This is a genomic window from Frigidibacter sp. (assembly GCF_030695035.1).
Classification (GTDB): Bacteria; Pseudomonadota; Alphaproteobacteria; order Rhodobacterales; family Rhodobacteraceae; genus Frigidibacter.
The window spans coordinates 36,099-59,068 of sequence record NZ_JAUYTT010000016.1 but is presented as its reverse complement, the minus strand read 5'-3'; the positions used below and the strand labels follow the sequence as shown (position 1 = coordinate 59,068).

Here is a 22,970-nt window from a genome sequence, read left to right as displayed (position 1 = left end):
GGGGGGGGGGGGGGGGCATACGCCCCCCCGCTTCTTTTTAGCAAATAGGGGGCAGAAGGCCCCCCTGCTTCTGTCACCCCTGCTGCTTCAGATGCCGCGCCTCGATCTCTTCCGCCGCCACCCGCACCCGCGCCACGAATTTCCGCGTCAGCTTGGCTTTGCCCAGCTTGAGCGACTGCAGCATGATCCGCGAAGCCAGCGTGCGCGGCTTGATCTCCAGCTCGATCGCCAGCCGCGTGCGGCGGCGCGACATTTCCAGAAAGTTCATCCCCAGCACCATCTCGAAGCCGGCCGATTCCGCCAGAAATGCCATTGCGTGCGGCGGGTCATAGGCCGTCATGTCGGTGACCATCTTGCGCTCGCGCCCCCGCCAGCGGAACTCCAGCGCCCAGGACATGCCCGCCCCGGGCTCGGTGCGTCGGTCCAGCCGCTTGACCGTGGCGCCGCGGCGCATCGCGCCCCGTTCGAACCCGTCGAAATCGGACAGTTCGGCAAAAACGAAAGCCACCGGCGCCTCGATGTCTTCCTTGGTCGAAAATTTCATGCCTGCCCCTTCGAATTTCCGATCATTTCTGGCGTCAATCCAGACGGTCTGCAAGCCACATGCGCAGAAGATGCGCCGCAATCGCCCCCCGCCGCGGCGGCCGCACCACAGGGTGCGAACCGGCGAAGACGTCCGCCATCTCCTCGCGCGTCAGCCAGATTGCATCCTCGATCTCGACCGGATCGAGCACCATCTCTTCGGTCAGCGCCTCGCCCCGGCAGCCCAGCATCAGCGAGGCGGGGAAGGGCCAGGGCTGGCTGGCGACGAAGCGCACCGCCCCGACCTGCACGCCCGTCTCCTCAGCCACCTCGCGCCGCACCGCGGCCTCCATCGTCTCGCCGGGTTCCATGAAACCGGCAAGGCAGGAATACATCCCCTCGGGCCAGCCCGGGCTGCGGCCGATCAGCGTGCGGTTGCCGCGCGTCACCAGCATGATCACCACCGGGTCGGTGCGCGGGAAATGCTGCGCGGCGCAGGCGGGGCAGCTGCGCTGCCATCCGGCCTTCGCCACCTCGGATGCGGCGCCACAGGCCGAGCAGAACCCGTGCGTGCCATGCCAGGCCAGCAAGGACCGCCCCGTCGCCGCCAGTTCCGCCTCCAGCGGGTCCAGCGCCAGCATCACGCCGCGCAGCTCGGCAAAGCGGTGGTCGTCCGGCAGGTCCGGGTGGCGCTGCTCGGTCGGGTCGAAAAAGCTGCCGGGCATCGCGACCTCGCCCACCGGCTCCCAGCCCGAGATGTCCACGGCAAACCGCGCGGCCCCGTTCGCCAGCCCCAGCAACAGCGGTTCCCCGCCGCCGGCCAGCGCCGGATGCCCGGGTGCCAGCAGCCCCAGCCGCCGGCCGCCCGTCGCAACATCCACCAGCAATGGCTTGCCCCGCCAGAATGGCAGCATCAGCGTTGCGGGGTCCGCAAGCAGCGTCGCCACATCGCCGCGCAGATGGGCGGCACGGTCCAGCCCGCCGCCCGCAAAGGCCAGATCCCGCTCGTCCTGCCGCATTCCGCTCTCCGCTCTTGCCGCTGCAAGCTCTGCCACGGCAGGCCCGGTCGCGCAATCGGCGCCACCACTCCAAAGCCGTGGCCGGAATACAACCAACGCGCGAAATTGTCTTGTGACATAGCGTTACGCTTTTCGTCGAATCACCTGCAGGCTAGGGTCGGCCAAAGCCCTTGGGTGCCAGCACTGGCGGCCTGGGCGAGCAGACGCTAACAGAAGCAACAGAAATCGACACAAGCCTCCACCGGCAGGGGCAGCGGCCAGGGCGCATAATTGACGAAGCTGCATCCTTTCACTGCGCAGGCAGCCCGAAATCAGGCGCATCTGCGGTTGATGGAAACGACTGACCTTCACGTCCATGTCTATCCCTACGACTACTATGGCGACCATGCGTCCGAGGCCGTGGGTCTTGCCCGCACCGCTGGCGTGATCGAGGAGTGCCGGGCCGAGGCGGCGAATGCCCTGCTGTTCGACAATGGCGATTTCCTGCAGGGCAATCCGATGGGCGACTACATCGCCTATGAACGCGGGATGCAGCCCGGCGACGCCCATCCGATCATCTCGGCGATGAATGCCGTTGGGTATGATGCCGGAACCGTCGGCAATCACGAATTCAACTATGGGCTCGATTTCCTGGCCAATGCGCTTGCGGGGGCCGAGTTTCCGGTGGTGTCGGCGAATGTGGCAACCCGGCTGGGCGACGCCCCGACCGACGATGAAACGCTGCTGCCGCCCTATATTATCCTTGAGCGGACCCTGACCGATGGCACCGGCGCGCCGCACCCGATCCGCATTGGCGTGATTGGCTTTGCCCCGCCTCAGATCCTGACCTGGGACCAGCATGTGCTGAATGGGCAGCTGGCAATGCGGGACATCGTGACCGCAGCGCAGTCCTGGGTGCCACAGATGCGGGCAGCGGGCTGCGATCTTGTGCTGGCGCTGAGCCATTCCGGCATCGGCGCGTCCGACTGGGCCACGGACATGGAACATGCCTCGGTGCCCTTGGCACGGGTGCCCGGGATTGACGCGGTGATGACAGGACACAGCCATCTGGTCTTCCCCTCGCCCGCCTTCGACGGGCTGCCAGATGTCGATGTGGCGCGTGGCACTCTGGCAGGCAAGCCGGCGGTGATGGCCGGCTTCTGGGGCTCGCATCTGGGCCTGATCGACCTGCTGCTGGAACGCGGCGAGGCGGGCTGGCAAGTGCTCGACTTCACCGCCGAGGCCCGGCAGGTCTGCCCCCCGCCGCAATCCCCTGCCTCCAGCGCGCAAGAGAGCACCCCGGTGCTCGAGGCGGCGCGAGCCGAGCATACCGCGACTCTGGCCTATGTCCGGCGCCCGGTCGGGCACAGCTCGCGGCCGCTGAACAGCTATTTTGCGCTGGTCGCCGATGACCCGGCCCTGCAACTGGTCTGCGCCGCGCAGCGCTGGCATGTCGCGCAGGCGCTGCAAGATACCGAATGGCAGGACGTGCCGCTGCTGTCGGCCGCGGCCCCGTTCCGCGCCGGCGGCCGCTCCGGTCCTGCCCACTTCACCGAGGTGCCGGCCGGCGGCATCGCCCTGCGCAACGTGGCCGACCTTTACGTCTTCCCCAACACCATCCGCGCGGTGCGGGTCACCGGCGCCGATCTGGCCGACTGGCTGGAGCGGGCGGCAGGGGTCTACCGGCAACTGCAACCCGGCCAGCCCGATCAGCCACTGCTGGACCCCGAGTTTCCCAGCTACAATTTCGACGTGATCTCCGGCCTCAGCTATGAGATCGACCCGACCCAACCTTCGCGCTTCGACGATCACGGGCGGCTGCGCGACCCGGATGGCCGCCGCATCCGCAACCTCAGCCATGGCGGCATGCCGGTGCACCCCGATCAGTCCTTCGTTGTCGCCACCAACAGCTATCGTGCCAGCGGCGGCGGCGGCTTCCGCGGCACGGGGCCAGAGAGCATCGTCTATGAGGGCCGCAACACCAACCGCGACGTGCTGCTGCGCTACATCGCCTGGCAGGGCACGATCTGCCCCTGCGCCGGCGGGACCTGGCGGCTGACCGCACCCGAAGGCACCAGCGCGATTTTCGACAGCAGCCCCCATGCGCCCGACCATCTGGCCGAGGTCAGCGACCGGCGCATCGAACTGGTCAGCCCGGGCGAGAACGGCTTTGCCCGCTTCCGCATCCGCTTCTGACTGGCCCAAAACCCCTGACTGGAATGCCTATGACATCTTTCGACGCCGTGATCTTCGACCTCGATGGCCTGTTGCTGGATACCGAACGCCTTGCGCTGCAATCCGGGGTCGAGGCGCTGGCCAGCCTTGGCCATGCCGTTCCCGAAGAAGTGTTCATCTCGTTGATCGGCATCGACGCGGTTGAGGGGCACCGGATGCTCTGCGACCATCTCGGCTGCACGCTCGACGCCGCCGCACTCGATGAGGCCTGGCTGCAGGCGATGGAGGCGCGGATGCTGGACGGCGTGCCATTGCGCCCCGGCGTCCACGCCACCCTCGCCGCGCTTGATGCCCGCGCTCTGCCCCGCGCCGTCGCCACCAACAGTGCCACCGCCCGCGCCACCGCCAAACTCGCCGCCGCCGGCCTCGGCGGGCGCTTTGCCACCGTCGTCGGCTTCGACGCCGTCCCCCGAGGCAAGCCCGCCCCCGACGTGTATCTGGAAGCCGCCCGCCGCCTGGGCGCCGACCCCGCCCGCTGCCTCGCATTGGAGGACAGCGACACCGGCGTGCGGGCGGCCCATGCCGCCGGCATGACCGTGGTGCAGATCCCCGACATGCATCCCAGCCGCGAACGCCTCGCCCATCATCAAGCCGCCAGCCTGATCGAGGCGCTGGCGCTGTTCGACATCTAAGCTTCGCGCCGCCCAGTTTTCGCGCAACTCGCGACGATCTGCCCGCAATTCGGGCGCCACACCGCGTCGCCGATTTGCCGCAGCCCCCGCCCTCTCCCCCCCGCCCGGCACACAAGACAGTGTCATCCGGTCATTAACCGGGAGAGAGATCCGTGTTCCACCGCAGCTCCGCCATTCTCGCCGCCGGCGCCCTTGTCGCCACGCTGGCCGCGCCCGCCCATGCTGAAACCGCCATGCCCTTCGCGCTCGACTGGAAGTTCGAGGGCCCCGCCGCGCCCTACTTCGCCGCCATCGACAATGGTCACTTTGCCGCTGCGGGGCTCGAGGTTGAAATCTCCGAAGGCGCCGGCTCGCTCGACGCGATCCCGAAGGTCGCCACCGGCGCCTATCCGGTGGGCTTTGCCGATATCAACAGCCTGATGAAGTTCCTCGACCAGAACCCCGGCGCGCCCGTCACCGCCGTGATGATGATCTATGACAAGCCGCCCTTCGCCGTCATCGGCCGCAAGTCGCTTGGCGTCGAGGCCCCCGCCGACCTCGCCGGCAAGGTGCTCGGCGCGCCGCCGCCCGACGGCGCCTGGGCGCAATTCCCGATCTTCGCCGCCGAAAACGGCCTCGACATGGCCTCGATCACCGTCGAGCCGCTTGGCTTCCCGGTGCGCGAGCCGATGCTGGCCGAAGGCAAGGTCGCGTCCGTCACCGGCTTCAGCTTCACCTCCACGCTGAACGTCAAGCGGCTTGGCGTCCCGGCCGACGACATCTCGGTGATCCTGATGGCCGACCACGGCGTCGCGCTTTACGGCAACGCGGTTATCGTCAACACCGACTTCGCCGAAGCCAACCCAGAACTGGTCACCGGCTTCCTCAAAGCCGTCGCCCTTGGCTGGAAAGACGCCATCGCCGACCCCGCGAAGGCCATCGAGGGGCTAATCGAACGTAACCCCGCCGCCGATCCCGCGCTGGAGACCGAGCGCCTGCAGATGTCGATCGAGGACAATGTGCTGACCGACTGGGTCAAGGCCAACGGCCTCGGCGGCATCGACGCCGAACGCATGGCCAAGGCCATCGAGCAGACCGGGACCGTCTACAGCTTCGTCAACGCCCCCGATGCCGCGATGTATTTCGACAGCAGCTACCTGCCCACCGATGGCAGCCTGATGCTGGAATAAGCCGGCGATCTGAACAACCGCACCGGGCGCCCGCGCCCGGTGCAAAGGCGGGGCGGGGAACAGTGGCAAATCTGATCGACATCAAGGGCGTCACGCACGCCTATCGTACCAAGGCGGGCCCGCTTCCGGTGCTGCGCGACCTCAATATCGCGGTGCCCGAAGGCGAGTTCTGCGCCGTCGTCGGCCCGTCGGGCTGCGGCAAGTCCACCCTCACCCGCCTTGTCGCCGGGCTGATGAAGCCTGACACGGGCGAGGTCTGGTTGCATGGCGAGCTGGTGAAATCGCCGCGCAAGACCGTGGGCATGGCCTTCCAGAACCCGGTGATGCTGGAATGGCGCACGATCCTGCAGAACGTGATCCTGCCGCTGGAAATCGTGGCCCCCTCCATGCCCCGCGCCAAGAAAGAAGCCCGCGCGATGGAACTGCTGGAGATGGTCGGCCTCGCCGGCTTCGAGAACAAGACCCCCAGCCAGCTTTCGGGCGGGATGCGCCAGCGCGCCAGCCTCTGCCGCGCCATCGTCCACAAGCCCGATGTGCTGATCATGGACGAACCCTTCGGCGCGCTCGACAATTTCACGCGCGAGGATCTGTGGCAGACCATGCGCGACCTGCGCGCCAAGGAACCCTTCACCTGCGTCCTGATCACCCATGACCTGCGCGAAAGCGTCTTCCTCGGCGATCAGGTCATCGTGCTCTCGGGCCGCCCCGCCACCACGCAATATGTGATGGACGTGACCCTGCCCGCAGACCGCACCCTCGACATCCTCTACACGCCCGAGGTGGCCGACATGCTGCATATCCTGCGCGACCAGATCCGCATCGCCCAGGGCCGCGACGGGGCGGTGCATTGATGGACAACCTGCAGAAATTCGCTGTCCCGCTTGGCGCCATCCTCGGCTTCCTGCTGCTGTGGGAGGGGATCGTTTGGGTCAATGACTGGCCCAACTACGTCATGGCCTCGCCCTCCGACCTGCCCGCCGCCTATATCCGCTTCTGGCCGCTGTTCCTGGAAATGGGCTGGCAGACGCTGTGGCGCACCATCGCCGGCCTTGCGCTGGCGGTGGTCTTCGGCACCTTCCTCGGCATGATGATGGGCTTCTCCCGCATCGCCCGCGACGCGCTCTACCCGCTGCTGGTCGGCTTCAACGCCATCCCCAAGGCCACGCTGGTGCCGGTGCTCGCCCTCCTCTTCATCGGCCAGCATGATTTCAACACCGTGCTGATGGCCTTCCTGATCAGCTTCTTCCCCATCGCCGTCTCCGTCGGCATCGGCCTCTCGACGCTGGAACCCGAATACCGCGACATCCTGCGCTCGCTCGGCGCCTCCAAGATCACCATCTTCCGCAAGATCGCGCTGCCCAAGACGCTACCGGAGTTCTTCGGCGCCCTGAAGGTCTCGGTCACTCTCGCCTTCATCGGCACCAACCTGGTAGAGATCGTCTCCCCCCACGGCCGCGGCCTCGGCGCCCTGTTCAAGTCGGGCGAGACCAATGGCGACTACCCGCTGATGTTCGCCGTCCTCATCGCCCTCGCCTTCCTCGGCATCGTCCTCTACTACGGCGTCGTCGCGCTAGAAAAGACCTTCGCAGGCTGGGCCGAACGCCCCGCGCACTGACCTACTTCTCCTTCGTTTTGGTCCAAATATCCCGGGGGTCCGGGGGCAGCGCCCCCGGCCTTGGGCTGGTCCAGGCGCAGCGCTCGACAACCGGCGCTCCGCAGGGCATACCGCAGGCCAGATCCCGCGCCCCCCGGAGGTTCCCAATGCGCCTGCTCACCCTGCTCGTCCTGCTCCTCGCCGGGGTCGGCATCGCCGCCTTTGCCACCCGCCCCGGCCCCGCCGAGTTCGACGCGACGCTCGAAGCCGCGATCCGCGACCGCGTCGCCAATACCGATGTCGGGGAGGGCAGCGATCCCTTCGCGCAGATCGCCCTGGTCGGCTGCAAGCTCCGCCCCTCCGACTGCATCCGCCTGGTGCGCGACAGCCTCGATGTCACCTTCGAGGACCGCCCCTTCACCACCCGCGTCACGGTGGAAGGTTTGAACCGCTCCGCCACCTGCACCGGCGCCTTCGGCCGCTTCTTCTGCAAGGACCTGCTGGCGAACTGACCGGGGCCTCGCCTCGCGGGGCAGCCTTCGCCCCACTTGCATCGCGCATCGCCCCGTCTTATATCCCTCCGCGAGAGGTTGGCGCGGGCGAGCGCCTCGCCAACCCGGTCAGGTCCGGAAGGAAGCAGCCGTAACGAGCCCCGCTTGGGTCGTTGTCCAGCCTCTCACCCCTCCCCCTTCAGCACCCTGATTTGCGCGGCACCTGAAACCAGGGTGCACGCCGGCCAGACTCACGCCGAAGCTACCGCGCCTTCCGCGCCTCCAGCACGGTCTTGGCGACCAGCGCCACGAGGGCCAGCAGCGTCAGCACCGAGGCTGCGGCAAAGGCGCCTGTCGCGTTCAGGTCGTTGAACAGCAGCTCTACATGCAGCGGCAAGGTGTTGGTCTGGCCGCGAATGTTGCCCGACACGACCGACACCCCGCCAAACTCGCCCACCGCCCGCGCCGTGCACAGGACCGCGCCATACAGCAGCGCCCATTTGATGTTGGGCAGCGTCACGCGGCGGAAGACCTGCCAGCCGCTGGCGCCAAGGGTTACGGCAGCCTGCTCCTGATCCGACCCCTGCGCCTGCATCAGCGGCAGCACCTCGCGCGCGACAAACGGCGCGGTGACGAACATGGTCACCAGCACGATGCCCGGCAGCGCGAACATCACCTGCAGGTCATTGTCCGCCAGCCACGGCCCCAGCAGCCCCTGCCGCCCGTACAGCAGCAGGTAGCAGATGCCCGCGATGATCGGCGAGATCGAGAAGGGGATCTCGATGGCGGTGACCAGCAGGCTCCGCCCCGGAAAGCGGAAGCGCGCGACGACCCAGGCGGCAGAGATGCCGAAGGCGATGTTCACCGGCACCACGATCAGCGCGGTGATCGTGGTCAGCCAGACCGCGTGCAGCGTCGCGGGGTTCAGCAGGTTCTCTGCATAGACCCGCCAACCCTCACCGAAGGCGCGGGCGAAGATATAGACCAGCGGCGCCACGACGATCAGCAGCGTCAGCGCGACGGCCAGCCCGATCAGCAGCCGGGGCACAAGCGACGTCTGCGTAGGGTTGAAGGTGGCAGCCTGCATCACACCCCCTTGTGCCGCATCGCCCAGGCCTGCAGCCGGTTCGACACGAACAGCAGCACCAGCGCGAAGACCAGCAGCACCAGCGCAATCGCCGAGGCGCCGTTGTAGTCGAACTCCTCCAGCCGGATGAAGGCCAGCAGCGCCGCGATCTCGGTCTTCATCGGCAGGTTGCCAGCGATGAAGACGATGGCCCCGAACTCACCCAAGGACCGGGCAAAGGCGATGGTGCAGCCCGCCAGCCAGGCCGGCAGGATCTGCGGGAAGATCACCCGCGTGAAGATGGTGACCTCGGAGGCTCCCAGCGTGCGCGCCGCCTGCTCATAGGCCGGGTCAAGGTCCTCCAGCACCGGCTGGACCGTGCGCACGACGAAGGGCACCGAAGTGAAGGCCATGGCCAGCGCAATGCCCCAGATCGTGTAGACGACGGAAATACCCTGCGGCTCCAGCCAGGCCCCGATCCAGCCATTGGCCGAGAAGAGGGCCGTCAGCGACAGGCCGGCCACCGCCGTGGGCAAGGCAAAGGGAATGTCCATCAGCGCATCCAGCAGCCGCTTGCCCGGAAACTCATAGCGCACAAGCACCCAGGCCATCAGCAGGCCATAGACCGCGTTGAACACCGTGGCGATCACCGCGGCGGTGATCGTCACCTGAAACGCAGCCACCGCGCGGGGTGCCGTGACGATGGCCCAGAACCTTGCGGGGCCGATCTCGGCCCCCTTCAGGATCAGCGCCAGAACCGGGATCAGGATGACCACGGTGAGATACAGCAGCGTCGTGCCGAGGCTCAGCGTGAACCCCGGCAGGACGCGTTTCGCGCGGATGGGTGCCGCGGCAGCGATCATTGGTTGACGAAGACCTGATCCAGAATGGCGCCATCGGCCAGATGCTCTTCGCGCACGGCATCCCAGCCGCCGAAGACCTCATCCACCGTGACCAGCCGGACCTCGGGGAAGTCCGCCGCGTATTTCGCCGCCACCTCGGCATCGGTCACCCGGTAGTCATGCTGCGCCAGGATCTCCTGCGCCTCGGGCGAATAGAGCCATTCGAGATAGGCGGTCGCCACCTCGGCCGTGCCGTTCTTCTCGGCATTCTCGGTCACCACCGCCACCGGGAAGGCGGCAAACAGCGACAGGCTCGGCGTCACGCGGACAAAGCCCTTGTCGGCATATTCCGCGGCGATCTGGCCGGTTTCCGCCTCGAAGGTCACCAGAACGTCGCCGATCTCGCGTTCGGCAAAGGTCTGGGTCGCGGCGCGCCCGCCAGTGTCGAAGACCGGAACCGAGGACAGGATCGCCTTCACGAACTCCTGCGCCTTGGCCTCGTCGCCGTTGTTCTGCTCCAGCCCATAGGCATAGGCGGCCAGATAGGTGTAGCGCGCATTGCCGCTGGTTTTCGGGTTCGGGAAGACCGGCGCCACGTCTTCGCGCGCCAGATCAGACCAGTCCTGAATGTTCTTGGGGTTGCCCTCGCGCACCAGGAAGGCGGGCAGCGAGTAATAGGGCGAGGCGCCGTTGGGCAGCGCGTCGCGCCATGCCGGATCGACAAGGCCGCCCTCGGCCAGCACGTCAATGTCGGTCTCCTGATTGAAGGTCACCACATCGGCGGCGAGGCCTTCCAGAATGGCGCGTGCCTGGCGCGACGATCCGCCGTGACTCTGGTCGATGGTCACATCGCGGCCGCTCTCGGCCTTCCAGGTCGCCACGAAGGCCGGGTTCAGCGCCTCGAACAGCTCGCGCGCGATGTCGTAGCTGACGTTCAGCAGGCTGTCCTGCGCGGCGGCCGGGGCAGCGGCGCCGAGGCCGACGGCCAGAAAGGTCGCCTTGATCAATCCGTGTTTCATTTGCGGTGTTCCTTGAGAAGGGGAAGCGGGCTTGGGCCGCCGCTCTGCGCGGCACCCTCAGCGGAGAAGACTGCGCCGGTCAGCGGACGCAGACGATAGGCAGCGCCGAGGGTGACCTCGGGCGCGGAATGGCGCAGCAGGTCGACGGGCAGTTCCGTGCCGTCCTCGCGGCGCAGCGTGGCGCGGATGACGGCGCCGTTGCTGGCCTTGTGCGACAGGACCCACGGGCTGGCCGCATCCGGCTCCAGCGCGATGGCGTCGGGGCGCAGGAACAGCCGGGCCGGACCATCGGCCATGGCGCGGCGCTCCAGCGCGCTTGCGTCCAGCCCCGCAGCCTCGACCCGGCCGGCGCGCAGGGCCACTGGCAGTTCGACCACCGCGCCCATGAAGCGGGCGACGAAAGGCGAGGCAGGATGGTCATGGATCTGGTCGGCGGTGCCGATCTGCTCGATCCGCCCCTCGCCCATCACCACCACGCGGTCGGCCATCTCGAAAGCCTCTTCCTGATCGTGCGTGACGAAGATGGTGGTGGATTTCGTCGCCTCATGCACCTCGCGCAACCAGCGCCGCAGGTCGCGGCGGATGGCGGCATCCAGCGCGCCGAAGGGCTCGTCCAGCAGCAGCACCGACGGCTCGATGGCCAACGCCCGCCCCAGCGCCACGCGCTGGCGCTGGCCACCCGACAGCTGGGTGGGAAAGCGGTCCGCCAGATGCGGGATCTGCAGCAGGCCGAGGAGCTGATCGACCCGCGCCGCGATGACAGACTTGCCGGGGCGCTCGGCCCGGGGCCGCACGGTCAGACCGAAGGCGATGTTGTCGCGCACGGTCATGTGCGGGAACAGGGCATAGCTCTGGAACACGAACCCGATGCGCCGCTTCTGCGCCGGCAGGGCCAGCCAGTCCTGCCCGTCCACCGCCAGTGCGCCCGCGTCCGGCCAATCGAGCCCGGCGATGATCTTCAGCAGCGTCGTCTTGCCCGAACCCGAGGGGCCCAGCAGCGCCACCAGCTCCCCGGCCTCGATGCCAAGGTCGATGCCGCGCAGGACATGTGTGGGCCCGAAGCTCTTGGTCAGCGATGAGATGGCGATGGTCATGGCGGGATTCCTGTTGCCCCCGGGAAATGGTTCCAAATCGGGGCGGATTCAATCCGAAAATGCCGGGTACCAAGCCAGTCTTGACTACGAGCGCGAACGTTGTTCCGTTCGCGCCCGGGCCACCCGGCTGCCGTCCGTCCTCCGAACGGCGCGGCGGAACACTGTGCTTCCCCGCACAGAGTCGCCGAGAGGGGGTTCTTTTCACACGCGCAGATCCCCTGCCGGGGTCATGCCGCGATGAACTCCCGCACAAAGGCCGACGCAGGCTTGCTGCGAATATCCTGCGGCTTGCCGATCTGCTCGATCCGGCCCCCCGATTGCGATCCGGACATCACCACCACGAGGTCGGCCAGCTCCATCGCCTCGTCCTGATCATGGGTCACGAACACCGTCGTCAACCCGGTCTCGTCATGGATGTCGCGCAGGCCTTGCCGCAGCTCCTTGCGGACCTTGGCGTCGAGGGCGCCGAAGGGTTCGTCCAGCAACAGCATCCGCGGCTCGATCGCCAGCGCCCGGGCCAGCGCCACCCGCTGGCGCTGGCCGCCCGACAGCTGGCTGGGATAGCGCGCGCCGATATCCGGCAGTTGGATCAGATCCAGCAGCCTGGTCACCCGCCGCGCCACCTCCACCTTGTTCGGGCGGCTGGCACGCGGCCGGGCGTTCAGGCCATAGGCGATGTTGTCAAAGACGGTCATGTGCCGGAACAGCGCATAGCTCTGGAACACGAAGCCCGCCCGCCGCTCCTGCACGCTCAGCCCCGTGGCGTCCTGCCCGTCAAAGAGCACGCGGCCGGAGGTGGGGAACTCGAGGCCCCCCAAAATGCGCAGCAGCGTGGTCTTGCCGGAACCGGAGGGGCCAAGCAGCGCTACCAAGGCGCCCGAGGGCAGCGACAGCGACACCGGATGCAGCGCCGCGGTGGTGCCGAAGGTCTTGGCGATTTCGTCGATCTCGATATGCATGGGCGGCCTCCTAAGGATGCAGGGCGGCAAGCTGGTCCGCATGGCGGATCTCCAGCGCGGTTTTCAGCAGCAGGGTGACGAGGGCGAGCAGGGTCAGCACGGCGGCCAGGCTGAAGGCCGCGACCGAGAGGTATTCGTTGTAGAACATCTCGATGGTGATCGGCATGGTTGCGGTCTGGCCGCGGATCTTGCCCGACACGACGGCAACCGCCCCGAACTCCCCCATCGCGCGGGCGTTGCACAGCAGCACGCCATAAAGCAGCGCCCACCGGATGTTCGGCAGCGTCACCGTCCAGAACACCCGCCAGCCCGAGGCGCCAAGCGTCAGCGCCGCCTCCTCCTCGGCGCGGCCCTGCTCGATCATCACCGGGATCAGCTCGCGCGCGACGAAGGGGAAGGTCACGAACATCGTCGCCAGCACGATGCCCGGCAGCGCGAAGACGATGGGATAACCGCTGGCCACCAGCCAGCCGCCGACAAGGCTGTTGGTGCCGAACATCAGCACGATGCACAGGCCCGCGACCACCGGGCTGACCGAGAATGGAAGGTCGATCAGCGTGATCAGGAAGGCCTTGCCGCGGAAGTCGAACTTGGTGATGAACCAGGCTGCGGCGATGCCGAAACCGGCGGTCAGCGGCACCGAGATGCCGGCGATGGTCAGCGTCAGCCTTATCGCCGACAGCGCGTCGCGGTTTCCCAGCGAGGCAACAGCGGCAGCCCATCCCTGCGCCAGCGCCTCGGCGAAGACCACGATCAGCGGCGCGGCGACAAGGATGCCAAGGCCAAGGACGGCGACGGCGATCAGCGCCCGGCGCGCCAGCGGGGTTTCCTCGGTGGCGGACCGGAAACGGACCTGTGCGATATCAGACATAGCCAATCCTCCGGCGGCTCCAGACCTGGATCAGGTTGATCACCAGCAGCATCGCAAAGCTGATCAGCAGCATGGCGATGCCGATGGCGGCGGCGGCGTCATAGTTGAACTCTTCCAGCTGGATCACGATCAGCAGCGGCGCGATCTCGGTCACCAGCGGGATGTTCCCGGCGATGAAGATGACCGACCCATATTCCCCCACCGCCCGCGCCAGCGCCAGCGCGAAGCCGGTCAGCGCTGCCGGGGCCAGCATCGGCGCGATCACATGGCGCAGGGTGTGCAGGCGCGTGGCGCCAAGCGTGGCGGATGCCTCCTCGACCTCGCGCTCGATCTCCTCCACCACCGGCTGCACGGTGCGGGTGACGAAGGGCAGTCCCACGAAGACCAGCGCCAGGAGGATGCCCCATTGGCTATAGGCGATCTTCCAACCGATGCTGGCCGCGAGCGAGCCAAAGGCCCCGTTCGGGGCATAAAGCGCGGTCAGTGCGATGCCCGCCACTGCGGTCGGCAGCGCGAAGGGCAGGTCCACGGAGGCGTCCAGAATCCGCCTGCCGGGGAAGCGGTAGCGCACCAGCACCCAGGCCAGCAGCACCCCGAAGATCAGGTTGAACACCGCCGCGAACAGCGACAGGCGGAACGACAGGAACAGCGCCGCCCAGACCCTCTCGCGGTTGACTGTCTCCCAGATCCCCTCGATCCCGTAGCTGGCGCCCTTCAGAAGAAGGGCGCCGATGGGCAGCAGCACGACGAGCGACAGCATCGTCAGGGTGATCCCCATGCTGAGGCCGAGGCCGGGCATGGGGGAGCGGTGAACAAGGGGCCTGCCCATCGCCAGCCTCACTTCGCCACGTAGATCTGGTCGAAGATGCCGCCATCGCCGAAATGCTCGGGCTGCACCTTTGCCCAACCGCCGAAGCTGGCGATGTCCACCAGCTCCAGATCGGGGAAGCGGGCGACATCTTCCGGCGCGGCGGCCGAAGCATCCCACGCCCGGTAAAAGTGCTTGAAGGCCAGCGCCTGCCCTTCGGGCGTGTAGAGGAAGTTCAGATACGCCGTCGCCAACTCGCGCTGCGCACCCGACTTGATGTTCCCCTCCACCAGCGCCACCGGCGGTTCGGCCAGCACCGAGACCGAGGGCACCACGATGTCGAACTGATCCTCCCCCAGCTCCTTCAGCGCCAGATACGCCTCATTCTCCCAGGCCAGCAGTACATCGCCGATCCCGCGCTGCGCGAAGGTGGTGGTGGACCCGCGCGCGCCGCTGTCCAGCACCGGCACGTTCTTGTAGAGCTTGCCGACGAACTCCTGCGGGTCCTGCCCGTTCTTCTCGGCCCAGGCCCAGGCGGCAAGGTAGTTCCACCGTGCCCCGCCTGAGGTTTTCGGGTTGGGCGTGATCACCTCCACCCCCTCCGCCACCAGATCTCCCCAGTCGGCCAGCCCCTTGGGGTTCCCTTCCCGCACCAGGAACACGATCGTCGAGGCATAGGGCGAGGAGTTGTGCGGCAGCGTGCCCTGCCAACCCGCCGGCAGCTTGCCCGCCTGTGCGATCCTGTCGATGTCCGAGGCCAGCGCCAGCGTCACCACCTGCGCCTCAAGCCCGTCGATCACCGCGCGCGCCTGACTCCCCGACCCGCCATGCGAGGTCTCGAGGATTGGCGCCTCATTGCCCTGCGCCACCCACCAGTCGGCAAAGGCCTCGTTCACCTCGCGATACAGCTCGCGCGTCGGGTCATAGCTGACATTCAGCAGCGTTTCTGCCTGAACCGGGGCCGGTGCGGCACCAAGGGTCAGCGCCAGCGCCAGCACGGGCAGCGCGCCCCGGGCAAAGGCCGGCACCGGCCAGCCGGTCACCCGCTCGCGCCCCGTCTCGATGGTGACGCGGCCATCGGTCAGCTCGGCGACCTTCAGGCCCTGGGCCGTGGCGTTGCCGGACAGCAAAATCGTGGTCTGCATGGTAGTCTCCGTGGAAGCGGGGCGCGCCGTGCGGGCGGCCAGAAAGCGGGGAAGCAACGGCACGAGGCCGTGGAGCATCGGGGGGTGGCCAAAGGGGGTCATTGCCGCACCTCCGGCTCAATGGGATCGATCCGCACCTCCCAGAGCGAGGCATCGCGCCCCTCCAGCAGCTCGGCCGCAGCCTCCTGCGGGCGGCGGGTGAACAGCGTCAGCGGCCGGCCGTTGATCCGATGCGCGGCGCCGGTGCGACGGTCGATCAGGCGGACGGCGCAGGCACGCGGCATCGGGGGGGCGGCAACAGGCATCGCCAGCCCGGCCTGCGCGAAAGGGTGAAAGGCGAAAGCGGTCATCGTCGTTCTCCTTCGGTGCCGGCAAGGATCCGTCCCTGCCATGACCGTAATAACGACACGACTTGTCGAGTATTGCAAAAGCAAATTCACGCTAAATATTGTCGTGTTTATAGAAGAAAATTCTCCGGCCGCAGGAGGCTGTCACGCCTGTCCTGCGGTAGAAAAACCGATAATTATCAGCTAATTAGGCTTGCGCCGCCTCGCCCATGACCTGCTCCGCCACCGCGTCCGACCGCAGCATGTCGGCCAGGGTCAGCGAGTCGATCAGCACCAGATAGGACCAGAACACCTCGGCAAAGATCTTGCGGATCCGGCAGCTTGCCTCATCCGTGCAATCCTCGCAGCGCTGATAGGCACTGCGCGAGAGGCAGGGCAGCGGCGCAATCGGCCCATCTATCGTGCGCAGCAGCGCCGAGATCGACACCTCGGCCGGCGGCTTGATCAGGCTGTAGCCGCCCGAACGCCCGCGGGTCGAGGCGATCACGCCCGCATTGCGCACCTCGAGCAGGATGTGCTCCAGGAACCGCTTGGGCGTGCCCGACCGCTTGGCGATCTCCTCGATGGTCAACGCCCTCGGCTGCTCCTGCGCCGCCTCATCCGCGAGGGCCAGAAGCGCCTTGAGGGCGTATTTCATCTTCTGCGTGATCATCCCCCAGCGATACGCGACCGAATGGCGAGAATCAATGTCGTGATTGTCTGGGCCCGTCGGCCGGCGCGCACCCTTCAAAACAGCGGTAAAACGCCGGCTCGTAAATACACGATAAACACGATAGACTTTAGCGCGCTTTGGTGCATTCTAAGGACAGCCCTCCCGCCCCGCACGGAGCCTTGAGCAGATGACAGAGCTTGACCTCATAGACCGCAAGATCCTCGCAGAGCTGATGCGCGACGCCACCCAGCCCGTTGCCCAGATCGCCGACAAGGCCGGCCTGTCCCAGACCCCCTGCTGGAAGCGGATTCAGAAGCTGGAGGCAGCGGGCGTGCTCACCGGCCGGGTTGCCCTCGCCGACCCGGCAAGGCTGGGCTTCGGCCTCACGGTCTTTGTCGGCATCGAGGCGCCCGACCACTCGGCAGAGTGGCGCGAGGCCTTCGCCACCGCCACGCAAACCATCCCCGAGATCATGGAAGCCTACCGCATGGCCGGAGAGATGGACTACCTGCTGCGCATCGCCGTGTCCGACATGGCAGGCTTCGACAGGCTCTACAAACGCCTGACAGATGCCGTGCCGATCAAGAACGTCACCAGCTACTTCGCGATGGAGCGGATGAAGTTCACGACGGCCTATCCCGTGGACACAAACTCGCGCTGAAGGCGCACCAGAGAGAAGGGCCTTCCCTTCTGCACCTGATCTTTGGAAGCATTAATCACGACAATCTTGCTAGATTATGTGGGACACGAGTCGAAGGAACACGGACATGACCAAGACATTGATCGTCCCCGGCCTGGACGGATCCCCGGCGCCGCATTGGCAGCACTGGTGGGCCGCAACCGAGCACGGCGCGCTGATGGTCGATCTGGCGGATCCGGCGCATCCGGTTCCCGCGGTGTGGGAAATCGAGCTGGCCTCGATGATCCTGCGCCACCCCGACTGCGTCCTTGTCGGCCACTCGCTAGGAGCCGTGCTGATCGCCCGGTTGCTGGCGGCCTGGCCCCACCTTCGCGTGCGGGCTGCGTTGCTGGTGGCCCCGGCCGAGACCCGGGGCAATGACCGAATCGGCCATTTCGGCCCCATACCCGAGCTTCGGCTCGACATCCCGGCCACGGTAGTCGCCAGCCGCAATGACCCGTGGATGCACTTCGATCGCGCAAGACACCTAACGCAGGCATGGGGCAGCAACCTCGTCGATCTTGGGAACGCCGGCCATATCAACGTCGCCTCGGGCTTCGGTCCGTGGGCCAGCGGGAAGGCCCTGCGGGATAACCTGCTCGGGCGCTCTGCCGGATCGCTGTCCCAGCAAAGGCCAGCTCGGAGGTTCGCCCTGTGAAACATCTGTTCCGCCGCCCCGATTCCGGCCTGTCCGGTTACGCCGCACTGGCGCTGTTCGCCGCGGCGTATCTCGCAGTCATCGCCGTGGTGATCGCGCCCGATGCGGTCAAGTCGGCCTTTGACGCGTCCGCGCACCGGACCTTTGACTGACAGCCCCCAGACCCCCAGTCCCAACAGGAGCCGACCATGATGATCGACGGACGCTTCGACCAGGACTTCGCCGAGATATTCGCAGCCTCGCTGGCAAATGAAGGACACGGTGACATGACGGGCCCGGCAATGGCAGCGCTGTTCGCGGCTGCACTTGGGCTCGCAGCGGTCTTCTCCATGCTGGTCCTCGGATGATGGATCACCAGGTTATCCAGAGCCCCTCAGCAAGCCCCAAGCTGCATGGCCCCCATGTCGTGGTCATCGGCGGCGGGGCCAGCGGTGTGCTGATGGCCACGCACCTGCTCTCGCGGCAAGATGTCGCCTTCCGGGTCACGATCATCGAGGGGCGGCATGCACCCGGGCGCGGGGTGGCCTATTCCACCGATGATCCGGACCACCTGCTCAACACCCGCGCCCACAACATGAGCGCGTTTCCGAATGACCCGGGGCATTTCCTGAATTGGCTGCGGACACGGTCGGACGGTCGGGGCGTGACCGGCCAGTGTTTCGTCAGCAGATCGACCTATGGCAGCTACCTGTCCAGCCTCATCTCCCCGTGGCTGCAGGGAGCCGGGCCGCAGCGCCTCAGGTTCGTCCACCAGACCGCCTTGCGCCTGCAAGAGACCCCGGCGGGTGTCGTGGTGCATCTGGGCGACGGGCAAAGCGTGATCGGCGATATCGCGGTTCTCGCCACCGGCCATGTGCTCGAAGCGCCGGATCCCCAAGGCCTGCTGCTTGGTGCATGGGACGATCCGGATGATTTTGACAGGGGCGCCCGCGTCGTTATCATCGGGTCCGGCCTGTCGATGGTGGACCGGGTCATCACCTTGCTGAAGGCAGGCCATCGCGGCGAGATCCTCTGCGTGTCGCGCCGCGGCCAGTTACCCCGAACCCACCGGCCGACCAAACCGTTGGCGCTGACCTTGGCGGAGATTCCGCTGGGAGCACCGATGACAGTGCTGATTGGTTGGGCCCGCGGTCTTGCCAGACAGGCCGAACAGCAAGGCGGCACCTGGCGGGATGCCGTGGATGGCATCAGGCCCCACGTCAAGGCGATCTGGAGAAACCTGCCACTGGCAGAGCGATCCCGTTTCCTGCGCCACGCGGCGACCTGGTGGGACGTCCATCGTCATCGCATTCCGCCCGCGTCCGAGGCGACACTTCAGCAAGCGATGGCTACGGGTCAGATGCGGGTAATGCGGGGCAGCTTTCTGCGCGCCGAGCGTCTGCCCGGTGGACAGGCGGGTGCCCGCATCCTGCCCTCAGGGTCCGCAACTCCGCTGATCCTTCCAGCGACCCTGATCTTCGACTGTCGCGGCATCCGGCGCGACCCTGCGCGCCATGCCTCGCCGCTCATCGCCGATCTGCTGCGCCGCGGAAGCGCCCGGGTGGATCCTCTGAACATCGGGCTCGATGTCGGGTCATCCTGTCGCTTGCTTGGCAAGGATGACTGGGCCTCGGGCAAACTGTTCGCCATCGGCCCCGTCTCTCGCGCAGCGTTCTGGGAGATCACCGCAATTCCGGATATCCGCGAACAGACCTCACGCCTGGCCGCTGTTCTCGCCTTGCTGTCAGCCGATGCCCGGCGCGCCAACGCCCGCGACAAAGCCTAGAAGCGGACGATGCCGGCACAGTCAAGGTAAAGGACTTCTCTCGAACACCTCGCCAGAGGATGGTTCCCTCTCACCCTCTCTCCCAGTATTGCCGCTCGTGCGGGCGCCCGACCGACGGAACCGCTGCGCTGCCGCGTATCATCCGCGGCCTTATCTGCAGGAGCCCCGCAATGAAGAAACCCCTCATGATCGCACTGATCGCCGCGCTTGCCCTCGGCGGCGGCTGGTGGGGGTGGCAAACCTACTCAGGCGACACCGCCGCCCCGCCGGTCACCGTCGCCGTGACCCGCGGCACCGTGGAACGCAGCGTGCTCGCGACTGGCGCCATCGAGGCTTCGCAGCTCGTGTCGGTCGGCGCCCGCGTCTCGGGGCAGGTGGAAACGCTGGCGGTGGAGCTGGGGCAACTGGTGCAGAAGGGCGACCTGATCGCCCAGATCGATTCCGACGACCAGAAGAACGCCGTCCTGCAGGCCGAAGCCACGCTGAAGCAGATCGAGGCGCAGATCGCCGCCAAGCGCGCCTCGATCCTGCAGGCCGATCTGCTGCTGGAGCGTCGCCGCACCCTCAACGAAAAGAACCTGACCTCCAGCGAGGATCTGCAGGCCGCCGAGGCCGGGCTGACCGTCGCCGAGGCGGAACTGGACCAGATCGAGGCCGAGAAGGCGCAGGCCGAGGTCTCGCTCTCCTCGGCCCGCACCGAACTCGACCGTACCCGGATCACCGCACCGATCACCGGCACCGTCGTCGCCATCGTCACCGATGAAGGCGTGACGGTGAACGCCAACACCTCCTCGCCGACGCTGGTCAAGCTCGCCGCACTCGACAAGATGGTGATCAAGGCCGAGATTTCCGAGGCGGATGTGGTCCAGGTCGCCCCCGGCCAGACCGTCAGCTTCACCCTCTCGGGCGCGCCCGACCTGCAGTTCGACGCGACGCTCCGCGCCATCGAACCCGCCCCCGCCACCATCGAGGAAAGCGATACCGTCTCGACCGATACCGCGATCTACTACAATGCCCTCCTTGACGTGGACAATCCCGACGGCATCCTGCGCATCGGCATGACCGCCGAGGTCCGCATCCTGCTGGCGCAGGCGACAGACGTGCTGACCATCCCCTCCACCGCCCTGGGCCCTCGCGCCGAGGATGGAACCCGCTCTGTCAGTGTCTATGACCCCGCCACCGGCGCGGTCGCGGAACGGGCGGTCAAGGTCGGGCTCAACACCAATGTCACCGCCGAGATCACCTCGGGGCTGGAGGAGGGCGAGCGCGTCGTCGCCTCGGCTGGCGCCGCTGCCGCCGCAACCGGCAGCTCTGGCGGCATGGGTGGCCCGCCGATGATGGGCTTCTGACATGGCCAGCTCCGATCGGGCCCCCGACCCAACCGCCCCACTGATCTCGATGCGCGATATCCGCCGCGAATTTACCGCCGGTGACCAACGCATCACCGTCCTCGACGATATCGACCTTGATATCTGGCCCGGTGAGATGATCGCAATCATGGGCGCCTCCGGCTCAGGCAAGTCCACGCTGATGAACCTCATCGGCTGCCTCGACCGCCCCACCGCCGGCCAGTACCACTATGCCGGGCAGGACGTGGCGCAAATGCCCGAGGAAGACCGTGCCCGCCTGCGCCGTGCGCATTTCGGCTTCATCTTCCAGCGCTACCAGTTGCTGCCCGATCTCGACGCCGTCTCGAATGTCGAGGTGCCCGCCATCTATGCCGGCGCCGCCCGGGCCGAGCGCCGTGTCCGCGCCACCGCCCTTCTCGACCGGCTCGGCCTCGGCGACCGCAAAAGCCACCGCCCCGGCGCGCTGTCGGGCGGCCAGCAGCAGCGCGTCTCCGTCGCGCGGGCGCTGATGAATGGCGGCGAGGTGATCCTGGCCGATGAACCCACCGGCGCGCTCGATTCGAAATCGGGGGCCGAACTCCTCGCCCTGCTCGACGACCTGCATGCCCGCGGCCATACCATCGTCATCATCACCCATGACGCCGCCGTCGCCGCCCGCGCACAGCGCGTGGTGGAACTGCGCGATGGCCGCATCACCTCCGACAGCCGCAGCGGCCCGCCTGAAACTCCGCCAATCGCCACGCCAGACCCGGTGCCGCCCGAAAAGTCCGGCCTCGCCGCGCTTGGTGGCCGCATGTCCGAGGCGTTCATCATGGCGGTGCGCGCGCTCAACGCCCACCGGATGCGCAGTTTCCTGACCATGCTGGGCATCATCATCGGCATCGCCTCGGTGGTGTCCGTGGTGGCACTCGGCACCGGCAGCCAGGAAAAGGTGCTGGAAAACATCTCCTCGCTCGGCACCAGCACCATCACTATCCGCCCCGGCACCGGCTTTGGCGACAGGCGGGCCGGCGCCATCGACACGCTGATCTCTGCCGATGCCGATGCGCTGGCCCTCCAGCCCTATGCGGCCTCGGTCTCGCCCGAGGTCAATACAACCTCCAATGTCACCCGCGGCTCTGTCTCCGCCTCCGCCTCGGTGCTCGGCGTCGGCATCGCCTATTTCGATGTGGGCGCCTATACCGTCACGCAAGGTCAGCTGTTCACGGATGCGTCCTTGCAGGCCCGCGATCAGGTGGCGGTGCTCGATGCCGATGCCGCCAGCACCTTCTTCCCGGATGGCGAAAACCCGGTGGGCAAGACCGTGCAGGTCGGCCGGGTGCCACTGCGGGTGATCGGCGTCGTCGAATCCTCGGGCGCCAGCTTCGGCCCTCAATCGATCCGCGTCTTCCTGCCCTACACCACCGCCGTGCTGCGCATCACCGGCGGCAACACCGTCGATGCCATCACCGTCCGCGTCGGCGACGACTACGACATCGACGCCGCCGAGGCGCAGATCGACGCGCTGCTGCGCTCGCGCCACGGCGGCACCAAGGACTTCTTCCTCACCAACTCCGACAGCATCCGCGACAGCATCACCTCCACTGCCCAAACGCTGACCCTGCTGGTCTCGGCCATCGCGGTGATCTCGTTGCTGGTCGGCGGCATCGGGGTGATGAACATCATGCTGGTGTCCGTCACCGAACGCACCAAGGAGATCGGCGTGCGCATCGCCGTCGGCGCCCGACGCTCCGACATCATCGCGCAGTTCCTGACCGAGGCGATTCTGGTCTGCCTTCTGGGCGGCATCATCGGCGTCTTGCTGGCCCTCGGCTCCGGCTGGCTGATCGGCAGCCTGCAAGACACCATGCGCCTGACCTATTCGGCCTCGACCGTGGTGCTGGCCTTCGCCTCCTCCACCGCGATCGGCGTCACCTTCGGTTATCTTCCCGCAAGGTCTGCCGCCCGGCTGGACCCGGTGGTGGCGCTGACGCGGGAGTAAGACCTGTGGCAAATCGTATGTATGACATGCGCATGGGTTCTGCATGATTTCCATATTCGCGGGGGCTGGTTTACGCCGCCCCCGCAAGCGCCTA

25 protein-coding genes and 1 other RNA gene are annotated in these 22,970 nt (G+C 67.1%); 14 read left to right on the top strand and 12 right to left on the bottom strand.

Going from position 1 to position 22,970, the window contains the following annotated elements; translation table 11 throughout:
* Positions 1-73: 73 nt before the first annotated feature.
* Both Q8S30_RS16415 and nudC read right to left on the bottom strand, forming a co-directional pair.
* On the bottom strand, positions 74-544 hold the full coding sequence (locus tag Q8S30_RS16415) for an SRPBCC family protein (RefSeq protein ID WP_305667105.1): 471 nt from the start codon (positions 542-544) through the stop codon (positions 74-76).
* 34 nt (positions 545-578) lie between these two features.
* Positions 579-1,541 (bottom strand): NAD(+) diphosphatase, encoded by a 963-nt coding sequence (nudC, locus tag Q8S30_RS16410; protein ID WP_305667104.1) that lies wholly within the window; start codon positions 1,539-1,541, stop codon positions 579-581.
* Between the two features lie 270 nt (positions 1,542-1,811).
* Here nudC and Q8S30_RS16405 point away from each other — a divergent pair, with 270 nt between their 5' ends.
* From Q8S30_RS16405 to ffs, 7 genes are all read left to right on the top strand, one after another.
* On the top strand, positions 1,812-3,716 hold the full coding sequence (locus Q8S30_RS16405) for a bifunctional 2',3'-cyclic-nucleotide 2'-phosphodiesterase/3'-nucleotidase (protein ID WP_305667103.1): 1,905 nt from the start codon (positions 1,812-1,814) through the stop codon (positions 3,714-3,716).
* 29 nt (positions 3,717-3,745) lie between these two features.
* The gene (locus tag Q8S30_RS16400; RefSeq protein WP_305667102.1) at positions 3,746-4,387 is read left to right on the top strand and encodes an HAD family phosphatase; all 642 of its coding nucleotides are present in this window, start codon (positions 3,746-3,748) and stop codon (positions 4,385-4,387) included.
* 173 nt (positions 4,388-4,560) lie between these two features.
* Entirely contained in the window at positions 4,561-5,556 is a 996-nt protein-coding gene (locus Q8S30_RS16395) for an ABC transporter substrate-binding protein (protein ID WP_371135542.1), read from the top strand.
* A gap of 62 nt (positions 5,557-5,618) precedes the next feature.
* Complete coding sequence (locus tag Q8S30_RS16390; protein WP_305667100.1) at positions 5,619-6,407, top strand: ABC transporter ATP-binding protein; 789 nt, start codon at positions 5,619-5,621, stop codon at positions 6,405-6,407.
* Positions 6,407-7,171, top strand: a complete 765-nt coding sequence (locus Q8S30_RS16385; RefSeq protein ID WP_305667099.1) for an ABC transporter permease — start codon at positions 6,407-6,409, stop codon at positions 7,169-7,171. Before Q8S30_RS16390 ends, Q8S30_RS16385 begins: the two co-directional genes overlap by 1 nt.
* A 146-nt stretch (positions 7,172-7,317) precedes the next feature.
* The gene (locus Q8S30_RS16380; RefSeq protein ID WP_305667098.1) at positions 7,318-7,662 is read left to right on the top strand and encodes a hypothetical protein; all 345 of its coding nucleotides are present in this window, start codon (positions 7,318-7,320) and stop codon (positions 7,660-7,662) included.
* A gap of 71 nt (positions 7,663-7,733) precedes the next feature.
* Positions 7,734-7,832, top strand: an RNA gene (ffs, locus tag Q8S30_RS16375) — signal recognition particle sRNA small type.
* A 71-nt stretch (positions 7,833-7,903) separates the two neighbouring features.
* Here the strand turns inward: ffs and cysW (Q8S30_RS16370) are convergent.
* From cysW (Q8S30_RS16370) to Q8S30_RS16325, 10 genes are all read right to left on the bottom strand, one after another.
* Positions 7,904-8,728, bottom strand: a complete 825-nt coding sequence (cysW, locus tag Q8S30_RS16370; protein WP_305667097.1) for a sulfate ABC transporter permease subunit CysW — start codon at positions 8,726-8,728, stop codon at positions 7,904-7,906.
* Positions 8,728-9,570: a sulfate ABC transporter permease subunit CysT gene (cysT, locus tag Q8S30_RS16365; protein ID WP_305667096.1), complete on the bottom strand. Its 843-nt coding sequence runs from the start codon at positions 9,568-9,570 to the stop codon at positions 8,728-8,730. The genes cysW (Q8S30_RS16370) and cysT (Q8S30_RS16365) overlap by 1 nt, the downstream gene beginning before the upstream one ends.
* Positions 9,567-10,568 carry a sulfate ABC transporter substrate-binding protein gene (locus Q8S30_RS16360; protein ID WP_305667095.1) on the bottom strand — a complete coding sequence of 334 codons (1,002 nt, stop codon included), beginning with the start codon at positions 10,566-10,568 and terminating at the stop codon, positions 9,567-9,569. The genes cysT (Q8S30_RS16365) and Q8S30_RS16360 overlap by 4 nt, the downstream gene beginning before the upstream one ends.
* Positions 10,565-11,662, bottom strand: a complete 1,098-nt coding sequence (locus tag Q8S30_RS16355) for a sulfate/molybdate ABC transporter ATP-binding protein (RefSeq protein WP_305667094.1) — start codon at positions 11,660-11,662, stop codon at positions 10,565-10,567. The genes Q8S30_RS16360 and Q8S30_RS16355 overlap by 4 nt, the downstream gene beginning before the upstream one ends.
* A gap of 227 nt (positions 11,663-11,889) precedes the next feature.
* The gene (locus tag Q8S30_RS16350) at positions 11,890-12,621 is read right to left on the bottom strand and encodes a sulfate/molybdate ABC transporter ATP-binding protein (protein ID WP_305667093.1); all 732 of its coding nucleotides are present in this window, start codon (positions 12,619-12,621) and stop codon (positions 11,890-11,892) included.
* A 10-nt stretch (positions 12,622-12,631) separates the two neighbouring features.
* Complete coding sequence (cysW, locus tag Q8S30_RS16345) at positions 12,632-13,492, bottom strand: sulfate ABC transporter permease subunit CysW (RefSeq protein WP_305667092.1); 861 nt, start codon at positions 13,490-13,492, stop codon at positions 12,632-12,634.
* Positions 13,485-14,291: a sulfate ABC transporter permease subunit CysT gene (gene cysT / locus Q8S30_RS16340; RefSeq protein WP_305667091.1), complete on the bottom strand. Its 807-nt coding sequence runs from the start codon at positions 14,289-14,291 to the stop codon at positions 13,485-13,487. Before cysT (Q8S30_RS16340) ends, cysW (Q8S30_RS16345) begins: the two co-directional genes overlap by 8 nt.
* Positions 14,292-14,329: 38 nt before the next feature.
* Entirely contained in the window at positions 14,330-15,445 is a 1,116-nt protein-coding gene (locus Q8S30_RS16335; RefSeq protein WP_305667090.1) for a sulfate ABC transporter substrate-binding protein, read from the bottom strand.
* Between the two features lie 98 nt (positions 15,446-15,543).
* Positions 15,544-15,795: a hypothetical protein gene (locus Q8S30_RS16330; protein ID WP_305667089.1), complete on the bottom strand. Its 252-nt coding sequence runs from the start codon at positions 15,793-15,795 to the stop codon at positions 15,544-15,546.
* A gap of 184 nt (positions 15,796-15,979) precedes the next feature.
* Positions 15,980-16,444 (bottom strand): Rrf2 family transcriptional regulator, encoded by a 465-nt coding sequence (locus Q8S30_RS16325; protein ID WP_305667088.1) that lies wholly within the window; start codon positions 16,442-16,444, stop codon positions 15,980-15,982.
* Between the two features lie 187 nt (positions 16,445-16,631).
* Here Q8S30_RS16325 and Q8S30_RS16320 point away from each other — a divergent pair, with 187 nt between their 5' ends.
* From Q8S30_RS16320 to Q8S30_RS16290, 7 genes are all read left to right on the top strand, one after another.
* A complete protein-coding gene (locus Q8S30_RS16320) occupies positions 16,632-17,105 on the top strand; it encodes an Lrp/AsnC family transcriptional regulator (RefSeq protein ID WP_305667087.1) in 474 nt (157 codons plus the stop codon).
* Between the two features lie 106 nt (positions 17,106-17,211).
* The gene (locus Q8S30_RS16315; RefSeq protein ID WP_305667086.1) at positions 17,212-17,781 is read left to right on the top strand and encodes an alpha/beta hydrolase; all 570 of its coding nucleotides are present in this window, start codon (positions 17,212-17,214) and stop codon (positions 17,779-17,781) included.
* Positions 17,778-17,933, top strand: coding sequence for a hypothetical protein (locus tag Q8S30_RS16310; RefSeq protein WP_305667085.1), 156 nt, complete (start codon positions 17,778-17,780; stop codon positions 17,931-17,933). The genes Q8S30_RS16315 and Q8S30_RS16310 overlap by 4 nt, the downstream gene beginning before the upstream one ends.
* Before the next feature lie 36 nt (positions 17,934-17,969).
* Positions 17,970-18,128, top strand: a complete 159-nt coding sequence (locus Q8S30_RS16305) for a hypothetical protein (protein ID WP_305667084.1) — start codon at positions 17,970-17,972, stop codon at positions 18,126-18,128.
* The gene (locus Q8S30_RS16300; RefSeq protein ID WP_305667083.1) at positions 18,125-19,546 is read left to right on the top strand and encodes an FAD/NAD(P)-binding protein; all 1,422 of its coding nucleotides are present in this window, start codon (positions 18,125-18,127) and stop codon (positions 19,544-19,546) included. Before Q8S30_RS16305 ends, Q8S30_RS16300 begins: the two co-directional genes overlap by 4 nt.
* 170 nt (positions 19,547-19,716) lie before the next feature.
* The gene (locus tag Q8S30_RS16295) at positions 19,717-20,895 is read left to right on the top strand and encodes an efflux RND transporter periplasmic adaptor subunit (protein WP_305667082.1); all 1,179 of its coding nucleotides are present in this window, start codon (positions 19,717-19,719) and stop codon (positions 20,893-20,895) included.
* A 1-nt stretch (position 20,896) separates the two neighbouring features.
* Entirely contained in the window at positions 20,897-22,876 is a 1,980-nt protein-coding gene (locus Q8S30_RS16290) for a MacB family efflux pump subunit (protein ID WP_305667081.1), read from the top strand.
* Positions 22,877-22,970 lie beyond the last annotated feature (94 nt).

What these genes read in the sequence shown, in the direction of transcription:
- Q8S30_RS16415 (WP_305667105.1), bottom strand. Translation starts at nt 544, where the DNA reads ATGAAATTTTCGACCAAGGAAGACATCGAGGCGCCGGTGGCTTTCGTT.
- nudC (WP_305667104.1), bottom strand. Translation starts at nt 1,541, where the DNA reads ATGCGGCAGGACGAGCGGGATCTGGCCTTTGCGGGCGGCGGGCTGGAC.
- Q8S30_RS16400 (WP_305667102.1), top strand. Translation starts at nt 3,746, where the DNA reads ATGACATCTTTCGACGCCGTGATCTTCGACCTCGATGGCCTGTTGCTG.
- Q8S30_RS16385 (WP_305667099.1), top strand. Translation starts at nt 6,407, where the DNA reads ATGGACAACCTGCAGAAATTCGCTGTCCCGCTTGGCGCCATCCTCGGC.
- Q8S30_RS16380 (WP_305667098.1), top strand. Translation starts at nt 7,318, where the DNA reads ATGCGCCTGCTCACCCTGCTCGTCCTGCTCCTCGCCGGGGTCGGCATC.
- cysW (WP_305667097.1), bottom strand. Translation starts at nt 8,728, where the DNA reads ATGCAGGCTGCCACCTTCAACCCTACGCAGACGTCGCTTGTGCCCCGG.
- cysT (WP_305667096.1), bottom strand. Translation starts at nt 9,570, where the DNA reads ATGATCGCTGCCGCGGCACCCATCCGCGCGAAACGCGTCCTGCCGGGG.
- Q8S30_RS16360 (WP_305667095.1), bottom strand. Translation starts at nt 10,568, where the DNA reads ATGAAACACGGATTGATCAAGGCGACCTTTCTGGCCGTCGGCCTCGGC.
- Q8S30_RS16355 (WP_305667094.1), bottom strand. Translation starts at nt 11,662, where the DNA reads ATGACCATCGCCATCTCATCGCTGACCAAGAGCTTCGGGCCCACACAT.
- Q8S30_RS16350 (WP_305667093.1), bottom strand. Translation starts at nt 12,621, where the DNA reads ATGCATATCGAGATCGACGAAATCGCCAAGACCTTCGGCACCACCGCG.
- cysW (WP_305667092.1), bottom strand. Translation starts at nt 13,492, where the DNA reads ATGTCTGATATCGCACAGGTCCGTTTCCGGTCCGCCACCGAGGAAACC.
- cysT (WP_305667091.1), bottom strand. Translation starts at nt 14,291, where the DNA reads ATGCCCGGCCTCGGCCTCAGCATGGGGATCACCCTGACGATGCTGTCG.
- Q8S30_RS16335 (WP_305667090.1), bottom strand. Translation starts at nt 15,445, where the DNA reads ATGCAGACCACGATTTTGCTGTCCGGCAACGCCACGGCCCAGGGCCTG.
- Q8S30_RS16330 (WP_305667089.1), bottom strand. Translation starts at nt 15,795, where the DNA reads ATGACCGCTTTCGCCTTTCACCCTTTCGCGCAGGCCGGGCTGGCGATG.
- Q8S30_RS16325 (WP_305667088.1), bottom strand. Translation starts at nt 16,444, where the DNA reads ATGATCACGCAGAAGATGAAATACGCCCTCAAGGCGCTTCTGGCCCTC.
- Q8S30_RS16320 (WP_305667087.1), top strand. Translation starts at nt 16,632, where the DNA reads ATGACAGAGCTTGACCTCATAGACCGCAAGATCCTCGCAGAGCTGATG.
- Q8S30_RS16315 (WP_305667086.1), top strand. Translation starts at nt 17,212, where the DNA reads ATGACCAAGACATTGATCGTCCCCGGCCTGGACGGATCCCCGGCGCCG.
- Q8S30_RS16305 (WP_305667084.1), top strand. Translation starts at nt 17,970, where the DNA reads ATGATGATCGACGGACGCTTCGACCAGGACTTCGCCGAGATATTCGCA.
- Q8S30_RS16300 (WP_305667083.1), top strand. Translation starts at nt 18,125, where the DNA reads ATGATGGATCACCAGGTTATCCAGAGCCCCTCAGCAAGCCCCAAGCTG.
- Q8S30_RS16295 (WP_305667082.1), top strand. Translation starts at nt 19,717, where the DNA reads ATGAAGAAACCCCTCATGATCGCACTGATCGCCGCGCTTGCCCTCGGC.
- Q8S30_RS16290 (WP_305667081.1), top strand. Translation starts at nt 20,897, where the DNA reads ATGGCCAGCTCCGATCGGGCCCCCGACCCAACCGCCCCACTGATCTCG.